At 64.4% G+C, this 12711-nt stretch carries 12 protein-coding genes and 1 tRNA gene; 4 read left to right on the forward strand and 9 right to left on the reverse strand.

Annotation, left to right across the window (positions count from 1 at the left end; all coding sequences use genetic code 11):
* The first annotated feature begins 74 nt into the window (after window positions 1-74).
* The 4 genes from PHN62_RS08590 to PHN62_RS08605 all read left to right on the forward strand — a co-directional run bounded on the left by PHN62_RS08590 (window position 75) and on the right by PHN62_RS08605 (window position 4562).
* Window positions 75-165: transfer RNA gene (locus PHN62_RS08590), tRNA-Ser, on the forward strand.
* Window positions 166-418: 253 nt separating this feature from the next.
* Window positions 419-3880 (forward strand): DNA methyltransferase, encoded by a 3462-nt coding sequence (locus PHN62_RS08595; RefSeq protein ID WP_300149112.1) that lies wholly within the window; start codon window positions 419-421, stop codon window positions 3878-3880.
* A gap of 45 nt (window positions 3881-3925) precedes the next feature.
* Entirely contained in the window at window positions 3926-4279 is a 354-nt protein-coding gene (locus PHN62_RS08600) for a type II toxin-antitoxin system RelE/ParE family toxin (RefSeq protein ID WP_300149115.1), read from the forward strand.
* Complete coding sequence (locus PHN62_RS08605; protein WP_300149118.1) at window positions 4272-4562, forward strand: helix-turn-helix domain-containing protein; 291 nt, start codon at window positions 4272-4274, stop codon at window positions 4560-4562. The genes PHN62_RS08600 and PHN62_RS08605 overlap by 8 nt, the downstream gene beginning before the upstream one ends.
* A 12-nt stretch (window positions 4563-4574) precedes the next feature.
* Here PHN62_RS08605 and PHN62_RS08610 read toward each other — a convergent pair whose 3' ends face one another.
* From PHN62_RS08610 to PHN62_RS08650, 9 genes are all read right to left on the reverse strand, one after another.
* A complete protein-coding gene (locus PHN62_RS08610) occupies window positions 4575-5165 on the reverse strand; it encodes a hypothetical protein (RefSeq protein WP_300149121.1) in 591 nt (196 codons plus the stop codon).
* Window positions 5166-5315: 150 nt separating this feature from the next.
* The gene (locus tag PHN62_RS08615; RefSeq protein ID WP_300149125.1) at window positions 5316-5699 is read right to left on the reverse strand and encodes a hypothetical protein; all 384 of its coding nucleotides are present in this window, start codon (window positions 5697-5699) and stop codon (window positions 5316-5318) included.
* Window positions 5692-7473 carry a DUF927 domain-containing protein gene (locus PHN62_RS08620; RefSeq protein ID WP_300149128.1) on the reverse strand — a complete coding sequence of 594 codons (1782 nt, stop codon included), beginning with the start codon at window positions 7471-7473 and terminating at the stop codon, window positions 5692-5694. The genes PHN62_RS08615 and PHN62_RS08620 overlap by 8 nt, the downstream gene beginning before the upstream one ends.
* Window positions 7466-8356: a toprim domain-containing protein gene (locus PHN62_RS08625; protein WP_300149130.1), complete on the reverse strand. Its 891-nt coding sequence runs from the start codon at window positions 8354-8356 to the stop codon at window positions 7466-7468. The genes PHN62_RS08620 and PHN62_RS08625 overlap by 8 nt, the downstream gene beginning before the upstream one ends.
* The gene (locus tag PHN62_RS08630; protein ID WP_300149133.1) at window positions 8343-8582 is read right to left on the reverse strand and encodes a helix-turn-helix domain-containing protein; all 240 of its coding nucleotides are present in this window, start codon (window positions 8580-8582) and stop codon (window positions 8343-8345) included. Before PHN62_RS08630 ends, PHN62_RS08625 begins: the two co-directional genes overlap by 14 nt.
* A gap of 107 nt (window positions 8583-8689) precedes the next feature.
* Window positions 8690-9568, reverse strand: a complete 879-nt coding sequence (locus PHN62_RS08635) for a hypothetical protein (RefSeq protein WP_300149136.1) — start codon at window positions 9566-9568, stop codon at window positions 8690-8692.
* Window positions 9552-10748, reverse strand: coding sequence for a hypothetical protein (locus tag PHN62_RS08640; protein ID WP_300149139.1), 1197 nt, complete (start codon window positions 10746-10748; stop codon window positions 9552-9554). The genes PHN62_RS08635 and PHN62_RS08640 overlap by 17 nt, the downstream gene beginning before the upstream one ends.
* A gap of 79 nt (window positions 10749-10827) precedes the next feature.
* A complete protein-coding gene (locus PHN62_RS08645) occupies window positions 10828-11973 on the reverse strand; it encodes an integrase arm-type DNA-binding domain-containing protein (protein WP_300149142.1) in 1146 nt (381 codons plus the stop codon).
* Between the two features lie 211 nt (window positions 11974-12184).
* Window positions 12185-12652 (reverse strand): very short patch repair endonuclease, encoded by a 468-nt coding sequence (locus tag PHN62_RS08650; protein ID WP_300149144.1) that lies wholly within the window; start codon window positions 12650-12652, stop codon window positions 12185-12187.
* Window positions 12653-12711 lie beyond the last annotated feature (59 nt).

Consider the following 12711-nt stretch of genomic DNA (forward strand, 5'->3'; position numbering starts at 1 on the left):
AAGGAGCCTTGCGCTTCCGTGCGACGCGGCATATGGTGCGCGCGCTTCGCCTCCGGTCCTCTGGGGGCGCGCACGGAGAGATGGCCGAGTGGTCGAAGGCGCACGCCTGGAAAGTGTGTATACGTCAAAAGCGTATCAAGGGTTCGAATCCCTTTCTCTCCGCCACCCATCCCAATAAATCATTGTTTTTATTGGGAATTATGAAATCAGAAAAAATCGTTCCCACATCTGTTCCCACATTCGACGGGGGATTGCTGGACCGTTTTCCTCGCTCCTCCCCTAGATTCGCATCCCCTCCGCAAAGCCGATAACGGATCCTCCGCGCCTTCTCAGGCCCTGCGCCCCAAAGACTAGAGACGACGCCTCCGAAATATGGGAGAGGGGAGGCGGAGCGTTTTGCGTGCGGGGGAGTCTGCAAGTGTCCGTTGACGACGAGAATGCGCGGGCGGCGAAGTTCATAGAGCGCTGGGCGGCTTCAAGCGCCAGCGAACGGGCGAATTATCAGAGCTTCCTGATCGAACTCGCCGAGCTTCTGGGCGCGCCGCGTCATGATCCCGCCAACGGCCTTAAAGATGATTATGTTTTTGAAAGGCGCGTGACCTTCCATCACGCGGGCGGCGCGACCTCTCCGGGCTTCATAGACCTCTACAAGCGCGGTTGCTTCGTTCTGGAGGCCAAGCAAAGCGCCAAGCCCGAGAAACCCGCCGATCTCCCTCAACTGCCCTTGCTCGCTCCGAAGTCAGGCCCCAAATCCGGCAAAGTGGCGCGCACCTCCTCAAGCTTCGACGCGGCCATGTGGAAGGCCCGTGCCCAGGCCGAGAAATATGCGAAGGCCTTGCCTAAGGATCACGGTTGGCCGCCCTTCATCATCGCGGTCGATATCGGGCATATCATCGACGTTTATGCGGATTTCTCTCTGATCGGGAAGAACTACGCGCCTTTCCCCGATCCTCAAAGCTACCGCATCAAGCTGGAGGATCTGCTCAAGCCCGAGATCCGCGCCCGCCTTCTGGCGATCTGGACGGATCCCCTCTCTCTGGACCGCAGCCGCGAAGCCGCCCGCGTCACGCGGGAGATCGCCACGCATCTCTCCCTTCTCGCCGTGAGTCTGGAGAAGGACGGTCATCCTTCCGAGGTCGTGGCGCGCTTCCTGATGCGTTGCCTCTTCACGATGTTCGCCGAAGACGTGAAGCTTTTGCCGAAGGACAGCTTCAAGGAGCTGCTGCGCGCCGCGCGCGGAGCGCCTGAGAGCTTCCCGCCTCTCGTCACGGAGCTTTGGCAGAAGATGGACGGAGGCGGCTTCTCGACCAGCCTTCGCAAGCAGGTCAGCCGCTTCAACGGCTTTCTCTTCAAGGAGACTCAAGCCCTTCCCCTGCGCCCCGAGCAGCTCGGCTTGCTGATCGGAGCGGCGGAGGCCGATTGGAGCCAGGTCGAGCCTGCGATTTTCGGAACCCTTCTGGAGCGCGCCCTCGCCGCGAAGGAGCGCCACAAGCTCGGCGCCCATTACACGCCCCGGCCCTATGTCGAGCGGCTTGTCCGGCCCGTCCTCATCGATCCCTTGCGCGAAGACTGGATGACCGCCAAGGGCGCCGCCCTCGCTCTGGCGGAGAAGGACGAGATCGAGGAGGCCCGCAAGGTCGTTCAGGATTTCCACAAGCGCCTTTGCGCCCTGAAGGTGCTGGATCCCGCCTGCGGCTCCGGCAACTTCCTGTATGTGGCGCTGGAGGAGATGAAGCGCCTCGAAGGCGAAGTGAACGAATTGCGGGCGCAGTTGCGGGATGCGGATTTCGGCCTCTCCGGCGAGACGGTCAGCCCCGAGCAATTCCTTGGTCTGGAGGTCAATCCCTGGGCGGCGGCGGTCGCGGAGCTTGTGCTCTGGATCGGCTCGCTTCAGCAGCATTTCCGGCTTTTCAAGGACGCCAAGCCTTCGGAGCCGATCCTCCGGGATTTCCGCAACATCGAAAACCGCGACGCGGTTCTGGCCTGGACTGGAAAACCCGCCCCGCGCCTTGACGACAAGGGCCAGCCCGTCACCCGTTGGGACGGCGTGAGCATGATCCTCAACCCGAGCACGGGCGCCGTGATTCCCGATCCCGCCGCGCGGGTTCCGGTGCTGGATTACAAGGCCCCGCGCGCCGCCTCATGGCCGAAAGCGGATGTGGTGATCGGCAATCCGCCTTTTCTGGGCAAGGGCGAGCCGATGCGAAGCGCCCTTGGCGATGGTTACGTCGAGGCCCTGCGCAAGGCTTGGCCGGACATGCCGGAATCCGCCGATTTCGTCATGTTCTGGTGGAACAAGGCGGCGCAGCTCGCTCAGGCGGGCTTGATCCGGCGTTTCGGCTTCGTCGCCACCAACAGCCTGCGCCAGACCTTCAACCGCCGCGTTCTGGAGGTTTTCCTGAACGATAAAAAGAAGCCGCTTTCGCTGATCTATGCGATTCCGGATCATCCTTGGGTGGATGCGACGGACGGCGCCGCCGTGCGCATCTCCATGACCGCCGCCGAGCGGGGCAGCAAGGACGGGCTTTTGCTAACTGTCATGTCTGAAGGCGAGGCGGAGGTCGAAGACAGCGGAATCGCCGTAACGCTATCCGAGCAGCGCGGCAAGATCTTCGCCAATCTTCAGATCGGAGCGGATGTGTCCGGGGCTCAGGATTTGCAGGCGAATAAAGGACTTTCCTCAAACGGCGTGATGCTGGCGGGCGAGGGTTTCATCGTCTCAAGACAACATGCGCAGAAACTTGGTTTAGGTCGGGTTGAAGGTCTGAAGAGCCATATCCGCCCTTACATGAACGGTCGCGATTTCATGTCCATCTCAAGGGACGCTTTCGTCATTGATTTATTCGGCTTGTCTGAGAGTGAGGCCGTCAGCCAATTCCCGGACGTTTACCAGCATGTTTTAGATAAAATCAAACCGTCACGGATGGAGAGTGCTCGCAAAAGCCATCGTGATCGGTGGTGGGTTTTCGCAGAGCCGCGCAGCGTCATCAGGCCAGCCCTGAAGACGATCCCCCGCTATATCGCCACGCCGGAAACCTCAAAGCATCGGGTTTTTCAGTTCCTTCCACAATCGACTTTGCCTGATCATATGCTGATCGCCATCGCGCTCGATAGCGCGGAGCATCTGGCGATCCTCTCCAGCCGCATTCATGTCCTTTGGGCGCTGGCGACGGGCGGAACGCTCGAAGATCGGCCAAGATATAACAAATCCCAATGTTTTGATCCCTTCCCCTTCCCGGCGCTCGCCGAAGCCGACCGGGCGCGCCTCGCCGAGCTTGGCGAGCAACTGGACGCTCATCGGAAGAGCAGACAAAAACTCCATCCCAAACTGACGCTCACCGAGATGTATAATGTGCTCGCCGCCCTGCGCGCCAGAGAGCTGATCGAGGGCAAGGCGAAAACCATTTACGATCAGGGTCTGATCGGGATCCTGCGCCAGCTTCACGACGACATCGACGCCGCGACCGCCGCCGCCTATGGCTGGCCTGCGGATTTGACGGAGCCGGAGATCCTCAAGCGCCTTGTGGCTTTGAACCACGCCCGCGCCGATGAAGAGGCGCGCGGCCAGGTGCTTTGGCTGAGGCCGGAATATCAGAATCCCTCGGGCGGAGACGCCGCCCGCAAGACCGGAGAAATGGATCTTGTGAGGCCTCAGACGGGCGGAGCGGCGAAAAAGACGCCTTGGCCTGCGGAGATGCTGGAGCAGATGAAGGCGGTTCGAGCCGTCTTGCAGGCCGCCCCCGAACCGCTCAAGGCGGAGACCGTCGCGGCGCATTTCCAGCGCGTCAAAGCGGAGAAGGTGCAAGAGACGCTCAAGGCGCTCGTAGGCTTCGCTCAGGCTCATGCGCTGGATGATGGACGCTTCGCCGTCGCCTCCTGATTCTGGCGGCTTGCCCTGAGCTCCGCCAATGGCGTAGAATGAGGCATGGCCGGAGCCGCGCTTCATACCGTCGTCGAGACGGGGGAATTCATCCGCGCCGCCAAGGCGGCGGGCGTTTCCGAGGAGGAGCGCGCGCGAATCGTCGGGCTTTTCGCGGCGGATCCAGCCTTGGGCGTTGCGCTTGGCGGAGGCCTGTTCAAGGCGCGGATCCCTCGACCGGACGGCGGGAAAAGCGGCGGATATCGCACGATCCATTTCTTCCGTTCCCTGGATCTTCCGGTTTTCCTCATCACGATTTACGCCAAGAACGCGAAAGCGTCTCTGACCAAAGCCGAGCAGAACGCCTTAAGCGCCGCCGCTTCGCGGATCGGCCTGACCTATGGAGGCTCCGATGGGTGAAGTTTTCGAGAGCGTGATGCGCGGCCTCGCCGAAGTCGAGGCGCATCTGGGCGGGAAGAAGGTTCCGGGTCTCAAGGCGCATATTCCCGCCGCCTTCGATGTGGCGCGCATCCGCGCCGCGACCGGACTGACTCAGCGAGAGTTCGCCGGGCGGATCGGAGTCTCCCGGCGCACGCTGGAGAATTGGGAGCAGGGGCGTCGCGTTCCTCAAGGCCCGGCGCGGGCCTTGCTCCGCCTGATCGACGCCGATCCGGAGGCCATGCTGAAGAGGCTCGCGGCCTGAGGCGGCGCGCCTTCAGAGGCTCCATCCGAATTTTTCGATGGCGAGGCGGTCCAGCTCTTCGCGGAGGCGGGCCTCCTCCTCCTTCATCCGCTCATAGGTCGCGAGGCGCATGCGTTTCGGGCGCTCTGGGAAAGGCCATGCGAGGCTGATTTCCCCGCCCAGCCTGCGCCGGAGGCTCTGGATCCGCATCAGCTTCCGCTCCATCCGGTCGGCGTATTGGCTTTCATAGGTCACGCCCCCATGACAGGCGCGGCAAAGAAAGCGCTCCGATCCCCAGAGCGTGCGTTTGCGCGCCCCGCAGCCCGGACAGAGCATCCAGATCCGCCGCCCGCCGTAATGCGGCTCTGTGAAGGCGAGCGAAACCCGCTCGCGAATGCTCCGCCACTCGCCCCCGTTTCGCCGCGTCCGGTAGATCAGCATCAGATGATCCGGATAACTCTCAATGACGATATTCCCCTCTTCGCGGCCTCCGCGCGTCCAGATCAGGCTTTGGCGCCAATGAGGCTTGAGAAAGCCCAAAGCCTTCAGCCGGGAGAGGTCGAGGCGCAAAAAACCATCCTCGCGCGGCGCGTCGCGTCCGCCGCCTGAATTCCATCCGCCCATGGGGGCCTCCAGGTTTCTCGAAATCATCAGGCGCAAGCCGGGTTGATCGGTGAAAATCCCCTTCCGGATTTTTCCTCGAAACCTGCAGCCGCGCGCGTGGCGAGGGAGGCGCGGTCTTCGCTGCCTCCGCCCGATCCTTAAACCGACCCCCTATGGGGGAAGCCATTCCTCGGCGGCGCGCCGCTCCGCCTCCGCGCGGGAGAGGCCCGCCTCATATTCGAGGATCGCCGCCCGCTCCTCGAAGGCGCAGAAAGCTTCATCGTCAAGGATCCGGCGCAGGATCGTCGCCTCGCGTGAGAGCGTAAGAAACGTGAGATCATCGGTAGAATATTGATTTACCTGAGAATTTTTATCACGGGTCTCCGGATCCGGCCTCACGCCGCAGATGTGAGAACGTGAGACGGCGCCGGGTGGAAACGTGAGCTTCTTTTCCTGAAAGATCAGCGTCTTGGACATATCCTCACGTTTATTGCGCGCCTCACGCGGCTTTTCACCAAAGGCCGCAAGCAGCCGCGCCTTGAGATCCTCAGCCATGGCCCGGACCCTCCTCGCCCAGCCGCAGCACATGGACGCGCAGGCTCCGCCCCTCCGCGCCGATGTAAATAGATTGCGCCGCCAGAGCCTCGCCCTCCGTCCGGAGGATCCCCGCCGCCTTGAGGGCTTGCAGCATGAGCTTCGGATCATGGCCCGCCGCCAGCGCCCGCTTGAAGCTGGAGGTCGGAATCAGATATTCGCGGGCGCTGTCCGGACCTGAGCGCCAATAGCCCAGACGCTCGATCACCCGCTCGCTCGCCACCTCCGCCGATTGAAAGCGGCTCGCGCCATGGGCTTCGAGGAAGCCGCGCACCTGCTCGACCGCCGCCCGCGCTTCGGCGGATCCATCCCCGCCGCGCTCTTCCAGCCAGACCCGGAGGCAGATCTCCGCCGCCCGCAGCGCCTCGCCCGGAGGCCAGGGCAGGATCCCCGCCTCCCGCGCCAGCTCGCCCGCCGCCCCGATCAGCGCGAAGCGCCGCGCCGCGCGGCCAGCCTGGCCCGCCGTTTTCTCAGAGGTCGCGCGGCGCAGGAATTCGGTCATGAAGGCCTTCGCCGCCTCCCGCACCTCCTCCCGGCGCGGCGCGATCCATGCGACGAAGGCAGGCCCGGCCCATCCGTGATGACGCCGCGCGGCCTCCTTCAGCGCCTTGGAGAAATCCCCCGGCGCCCGGCCCTCCGGCAAGCGCTCGAAGATCCCGAGGCCCGCCCCCGCATCCGCAGGGAGGTCCAGAAAGCGCAGCTCCTGACCCGCCCGCGCCCGCTTGCCCGCGCCCGCCTCCGCGATCTTGTCGGAAAGCGAAAGTTCTCCGGTCGAGAGGAAGAGCAGCCGCCAGCGCGCCACGGCCCGCGCCGATCCCGAGCGCGAGGCCCGGCCCTTGCCCAAGCCGTTGCCCAGCATATAGGCCGCCTCGCCCGCCGCGCGGGGATCGCATTCCCCGAGTTCGTCGAGGCAGAGCAGCCCGTCGTTATGCGCCAGCGCCACGCCCTCCAGGGCGTTGGAGGTCGCGCGCCATGAGCGGACATAGCCCGGCTCGCCGCCGCCCCAGAGGCTCGCCGCCACGTTCAGCGCGGTCGTCTTGCCGAGCGAGGAGCCCCCGCGCAGGTGAACCCCGCCGCCTTCTTCCTCCAGAAGCCCCAGCAGCGGCGCGGCGAAGCCCATGCAGAGCGACAGAACAAGCCGCGAATTTCCGGCGCAAGGCGCGGCGATCTCCTCGCGCCAGCCTTCCAGAGACCCCGCCGCCCGGAAGGCGTGCTCGAAATCTCCGGGCGGCTGGAAGGCGATCCGCTCGCCCTGCGGCGCCCCGATCGCCTGATCCGGCAGGACATAGGCGCCGCCATGCCAGCCGAGGCGCTCGACCTTGCGCAGCCGCGCGGCGGGACGGGCCTGCATGATGCAGTTCAGGAGGTCGGAGCGCGCGGCGGACTGGATCGGCGTCTCATAGCCGCCCGAGGCCAGCAGCGCGAGCAGCTCCGCCCCGCGCCCAGCCCCGATCTCCGCCATGGCGAGCGGGATCTCATGGCGCCGCCCGTCGCGGTCCTTGAAGCCGATCAGCCGGGACCAGCCGCGCCCTTCGCCGTCGCGCAGATCGGCCAGCACCTCCAGAGGAGGCGCGAAGACGCGCCATTGCAGTTCATCGCCGATCTTCTGACGCTTCTGAACGCCCGCCTCCGCCAGACGATAAGGCCACGCCTCCGGATTCAGCAGCCCGTCGGGACGGGCGGGCCTGGAGCCCTGCGCCTCCTCCAGAGCGGCGCGGATCAGATCCTCAGCCATGCCCGCCTCCATCCGCCAAAGCCGCCAGATCGGCGAAATCCCGCCCTTCGCCCGGATCGGCCAGCCGCACCCGCCAGCCCAAGCCCGCCGCGCGATGCGCCAAAACCGCGCCCGCCGCCCTTCCGGGCGCATCCCCGTCGAGGCCGATCAGCAGCGCCCCCGCCTGAAGCGGCAAGCGCAAGCTCCTCATCCCGGAGGTCGAGAGCGCCGCCCAAAGGGAGGCCTCCGGCTCCAGCGCCCGCCCGAGGGCCAGCGCCGTCTCGATCCCCTCCGCCACGGCGAGCAGCCCGGATCCGCCTTCGCGCAAGCGCACGGCGCCGCCCCGCGCCGGACCCAGCATCGCCTTTTGCGGCAAGGCTCCGATCTTCGCGGGCGCGCCCCGAGGATCGAGCCAGGTCCGATGCAAGGCGAAGCCCTCTCCGCCCTCGATCCGCGCCAGCAGGGCGGGCGCGAAGCAGCCGGAGGGATGCTTCAGGCGGGGATGGTGGCGCAGATTGCGCGACAATGGCCCAAGGGCGCCGCGCTTGCGGAGATAGGCCTCCGCCTGCGTTTCGGAGATCGGCAGGCTCTCCCCCCAGATCCGCGCCGCCCAATCGCCGCAGCGGCTCCGCGCCTCCCGTCTCCGGGCTTCCTGTTCGCGGCGCAGGGCCTGCGCTTGGGGATCGGGGCGGACCTCGCCCGAGATCAGCCCACGCGCCTTGAGCGCCGCCAGCACCGCCGCGAAAGCGCATCCGGCGAAGCAGTTCAGCAGAAGCTTGCCGCTTTCGCCCTCGCGAAGGGAGAGGCTGGGCGCGCGGTCCTCATGGGCGGGGCAGCAGGCGAGACCCGATCCGCTCGACCAAAGCCCGCCGAGCGCCTTGGTCAAAGTCTCAGCCCTGGACATGGCGCGGCTCCTCGATCTGGGCGGCCTCGCAGGCCTCCAGCCACTCCCGCAGGGCGGCCATGGAGATCAGGCGACGCTTGCCGAGCTTGAAGCTCCGCAGCCGCCGCGCCGAAAGAGCGGCGTAAAGCGTGGTGCGTCCCACGCCCGCCAGACGCGCCGCCTTGGCGGGGGAAACCGCAAGGGGCGCAAGGGAGGGGCTGGATTGCAGGTTGGCGTCGTTCGTCATGGCGTCCTCATGCTTAGGTGAATGCCAGCGCATGGAACGACAGAGCAGGCGGACGGAAAAAGGAGACGGAAAATGATTTTCCGCCCTATTTTTCCACCCGCCTGAGATCAGGCTACAGAAGCGAGTTTCCTGAGATGATCTTTAATCGTTGAGATCGCAGGAATTTCCGATGCGGGATGCACCCCGCTCCAAGCCTCTTGAATCGCACGAATGCAAGCGTTCGTCCCTTTCGGCCAAGAGCCTTGCTCCTGCAAATGGCGGATCACGCGCTCCGTTTCCTCCGATCTTCCGGGACGCCCCCGATCCCGAAGCTCCGGGGAGAACCTTGCAATCTCCGGGAAGGCCTCCGCCAAAGCGGCGATGCGCAGACGAAGGCCGCCTTCAGTCAACTGGAGGGCTTCTGCGCAAGGGATCAGCCGATAACCCAGAGATAGTCTCAAGCCGGGCGCGGCCTCTCTCTGGAGCGTGAACACGGCGCCGACAGAGGGGCGAGGCCGTGAGGTGATCGCCTGATCCAAGAACACGAAGTCATCAGGAGTTTTCAGCCGCAAAGCCAAAAAGGCCGTTCCTGAAGCGCCACCCCGCGAGAATCCCCCCAAACGCCAAAGATGATCCGAAATTTTCGAGAAAGAAGCCCCGCCCTCCTCCCCTTCGGTCAGAGCCTCTCGCAGCGCCCGCGCGAAGCCGTCGCGCTCCAGACGGAAGGCGGCGAGGCTCTCCGGATCGCGTTCGACGAAGCCCTCGATCCCGCAGAGGATTCCGGTTCGCCCATTCCTGACCTCAACCAAGGCGGATTCGCCTTCCCCGCATTCGTCGCAAATCGTCGAATAAACAAGGTTGTCCTCCGTCAGGAAGCGCGCCCGAAGCAGATTCTCGAAATCATCAGCCGCAGCTCCGCTTATTCGGCGAAGGCGGGAGGCTTCGCCTTCCAGCAGACGGAGCAGGAGGCGCAGAGCGCCGCGCCTTGGGTCAGCCCGATTGAGCATAGAGGCCCCAACGCTCCATCAGTTCCCGCGCCAACTCCTGCTCTTCCTCGCGCAAATCGCGCAGGTTGGTGAGATTGGGCGTTTTTAACTTCAGCACTGGCTCGCGCGCTCTGGCCCCTTCCTCTGAGGGTCGAAGAACAAGGCGCAGGTTCGCCGCCCGCACCTGAGAAATCCGCTCCTCCGGATCGCCGCCCAGCAGATTTTTCAGGTGCCTGTGGAAAGCGCCCTCCACAGGTTCGGCTCGCCCTTCCAGCGTCGTTTTCATCGCTTCAGCGTCCGACATGATGAAAGAGAGCGCCTCCAGCGACACGCGTTCAACGCCATCCTCCGCCTTCAGAGGGAAATGCGTCATCGTCGTGAGGCGATCCAGATTCAATCTGCGGGGAAGACGGGAGGCGCGCCCCACCTCAGGCCCCAGAACATCGCAGAAAGCCCGGCTGATCTCTTCACGAAGGTCTCTTCCGCCTTTGGCGCAAACTTCGAGATCGCCCGTTGCAGGGTTGAAGACGATGCAGGCCTCGACGACAGGGCGGCGCGTCTGTGAGGTGAGTTCGTCCTTCTCATCGAAAGCGGTTTCCCGGCGCGCGAAATCCTCTTGATGGATTGTGATTTGAAGCGCTTCCTCTTCTTTGCGGAGCCGGGCGAACCATTCGACCTTGCAGCGGCGGCGTCCGTCGCGTCGCGCCCTCAGGATTTTTTCGACGCGCAGGCGGAAACGCTCCTGAAGGCTTTTATCCGTGATCCACTCCCGAGAAGTGGTGACGCCTGAGAGCAGGAAACCGCTCCAGTCTTTGCCGTGATAAAGGCGTTCAGCATAGAAAATCGCATGCGCCGTTTCGAAGGCCTTTCGGCTCCGTGCGATCAGGTGCAGAGCGCAGCCGCGCGGATCCTCTTGCTCGTTAAAGAAGGCCTGCGTCTCTTGATCGAGCAGATAAAGACCACGCATGCAATTCAAGCCCTTGGCGTCGCGCATCTGTTCGATCAGATCGCAATCGCTGTAGATCAGCGCCGCCAGTTCTTCCGGCGCTTGATCGATCCTCTCCATCAATTGCTCAAGCGCCGCACGCGAGAGGGCTTCGCCGTCAAGCGTTGCGGCGATCTCCGGCGCCACGCTCTCGAAATAGACCTTGAGGGCTTGAGGCGGCGCGTTGCGCAGCATGCTGCGTATGTCCTTGGCCATAAAACGCGGCTCCGAATCATAGTTAAAATCCGTGAATCGCCGTGCAGGTTCGTCCTTATGCGCGCGTTTGGGTAGGCAATTAACTGGCGAACATATGGCGTTCCCAAGCCTCCATGAGATCACGCCTCTTCGCCAAAAGATCCCCGCGCGCGTAAGCCGCCTCCGCCTTGTCCTTGAGGCGATGCGCCAGAGCGGCCTCAATCGTCTCGCGCGGAAAGGAGGTCGTCTCGCCCGCCCAATCTCGGAAGGTTGAGCGGAAGCCGTGCACCGTGATCTCTTCGCGCCCCATCCGCTTCAGAACCGCGCTCAGACTCATGTCGCTTAAAGGAGCGCCGGGCTTCGTCTGGCTTCCGAAAACTAAGGCGTCAGGCGCGCCCGGTTCGCCCATCGCCGCCAGAGCCCCCGCCGTCAAAGGGACGCGATGTTCTTTGCTCGCCTTCATCCGCTCAGGCGGGACGAGCCAGAGCTTCTCCTCCAGATCCACCTCGCCCCAGCGCATCCCCCGCACTTCGCCCGACCGGGCGGCGGTCAGGATCACGAATTCCAGCGCCCGCGCTGAAACCCCTTCGCGCTGGCGCAGGTCGGTCATGAAAGCGGCGATCTCTTTGAAAGACAGCGCCGCATGATGCTCCGCCTTCTTCACCTTCGAGGCTTGGGGCAGAAGATGATCCAGATGCCCTTTCCAGCGCGCCGGATTGAGACCCTCGCGCGCACCCATGGCGGCGGCGTAGTCGAGAACCGCCTCGATCCTCTGGCGCAGGCGGCTCGCAGTCTCCGGCTTTTCCGTCCAGATCGGGCGCAGGATCTCCAGAACCTCCGCCGTCTCGACCCGCCGCACGTCGAAAGCTTCAAGGATCGGGAAGGCGTAGGCTTCCAGCGTCGAGGACCATTGTTCAGCGTGTTTGGCGTTCTTCCAGCCGGAGCGCTTGCTTTCGATCAGGGCCTTTGCGGCGGCGGCGAAAGTCAGGCGGCGGGCCTTGGCGCGTTCGGCGAGAGGATCGCGCCCTTCGGCGATCATGCGGCGGGCCTCCAGAGCCTTTTCGCGGGCGCGGGCCAGCGTGACCTCCGGCCAAGCCCCCAAACCGAGATCCCGGCGCCTTCCGGCGAGCTGATAGCGCAGCACCCAGGAGCGGGCGCCGCTCTGTTTGACGAAGAGCGTGAGGCCCTGTCCGTCGCCATATTTTCCAGGCTGCGCCGTTTCGACTTTTCGAGCGGAGAGAGGCATTGCGTTCCCACATTCGTTCCCACACCTGAACGCGGTTTTAGACGAATGATTAAGAACGAAAAAGAACCATTACAAAAAATACGGATGATTTATATCATTGAAAACAGTATAATATGGAACGAATGCGAACATGAACGAACGTCAGTATGGCGGACTTTCTCTCCGCCACCTGCCCCGCCCGGCGAAGGGCGTTTCCCGAAAGCCCCTGAGATCAGGAAGACCGCTCCGGGGCCTCCGCGCCGAGGTCGAGCTCGGGCGCCTCCGACAGAAGCCAGGCCGCAAGAACCTCCGTCGACCTCTCCGCCTGACCGGCCTTGCGCAGGGCGCATTCCCAGACCGTCGCCACCCGCCAGCCGGCCGCAAGGAGCTTCGTCCGCACGGCGGCGTCCCGAGCCTGGTTCGCCGCGAACTTGGTCCGCCAGAATTCGGGCCGCGTCGAGGGAGTCGAGGCGTAGCGGCAGCCCTCGTGCCGATGCCAGAAGCAGCCATGCACGAAAACCGCCGCCCGATGCTGCGCGAAGGCCAGATCCGGCCGACCCTCGAGGGTCGGCGCATGCAGCCGGAACCGGAAGCCGCGCGCATGCAGCGCCCGACGCAGCGTCAGTTCGGGCTTCGTGTCCTTGCCCCTGATCCCGGCCATCATGCGGGAGCGGGTCTGGTGGTCGACGACGTCCATCATGCGCCTCCTGCCCTTGCGCGCCGGACTGGTGTACACCAAGAGCCTTCGATTCGAGAGGT

Source organism: Neomegalonema sp. (genome assembly GCF_028688855.1).
GTDB lineage: Bacteria > Pseudomonadota > Alphaproteobacteria > Rhodobacterales > Rhodobacteraceae > Neomegalonema.

Excerpts from the sequence above, each read along its gene's own strand:
- PHN62_RS08600 (WP_300149115.1), top strand. The coding sequence starts at position 3,926 with ATGGCCGGAGCCGCGCTTCATACCGTCGTCGAGACGGGGGAATTCATC.
- PHN62_RS08605 (WP_300149118.1), top strand. The coding sequence starts at position 4,272 with ATGGGTGAAGTTTTCGAGAGCGTGATGCGCGGCCTCGCCGAAGTCGAG.
- PHN62_RS08610 (WP_300149121.1), bottom strand. The coding sequence starts at position 5,165 with ATGGGCGGATGGAATTCAGGCGGCGGACGCGACGCGCCGCGCGAGGAT.
- PHN62_RS08615 (WP_300149125.1), bottom strand. The coding sequence starts at position 5,699 with ATGGCTGAGGATCTCAAGGCGCGGCTGCTTGCGGCCTTTGGTGAAAAG.
- PHN62_RS08620 (WP_300149128.1), bottom strand. The coding sequence starts at position 7,473 with ATGGCTGAGGATCTGATCCGCGCCGCTCTGGAGGAGGCGCAGGGCTCC.
- PHN62_RS08625 (WP_300149130.1), bottom strand. The coding sequence starts at position 8,356 with ATGTCCAGGGCTGAGACTTTGACCAAGGCGCTCGGCGGGCTTTGGTCG.
- PHN62_RS08630 (WP_300149133.1), bottom strand. The coding sequence starts at position 8,582 with ATGACGAACGACGCCAACCTGCAATCCAGCCCCTCCCTTGCGCCCCTT.
- PHN62_RS08635 (WP_300149136.1), bottom strand. The coding sequence starts at position 9,568 with ATGCTCAATCGGGCTGACCCAAGGCGCGGCGCTCTGCGCCTCCTGCTC.
- PHN62_RS08640 (WP_300149139.1), bottom strand. The coding sequence starts at position 10,748 with ATGGCCAAGGACATACGCAGCATGCTGCGCAACGCGCCGCCTCAAGCC.
- PHN62_RS08645 (WP_300149142.1), bottom strand. The coding sequence starts at position 11,973 with ATGCCTCTCTCCGCTCGAAAAGTCGAAACGGCGCAGCCTGGAAAATAT.
- PHN62_RS08650 (WP_300149144.1), bottom strand. The coding sequence starts at position 12,652 with ATGATGGACGTCGTCGACCACCAGACCCGCTCCCGCATGATGGCCGGG.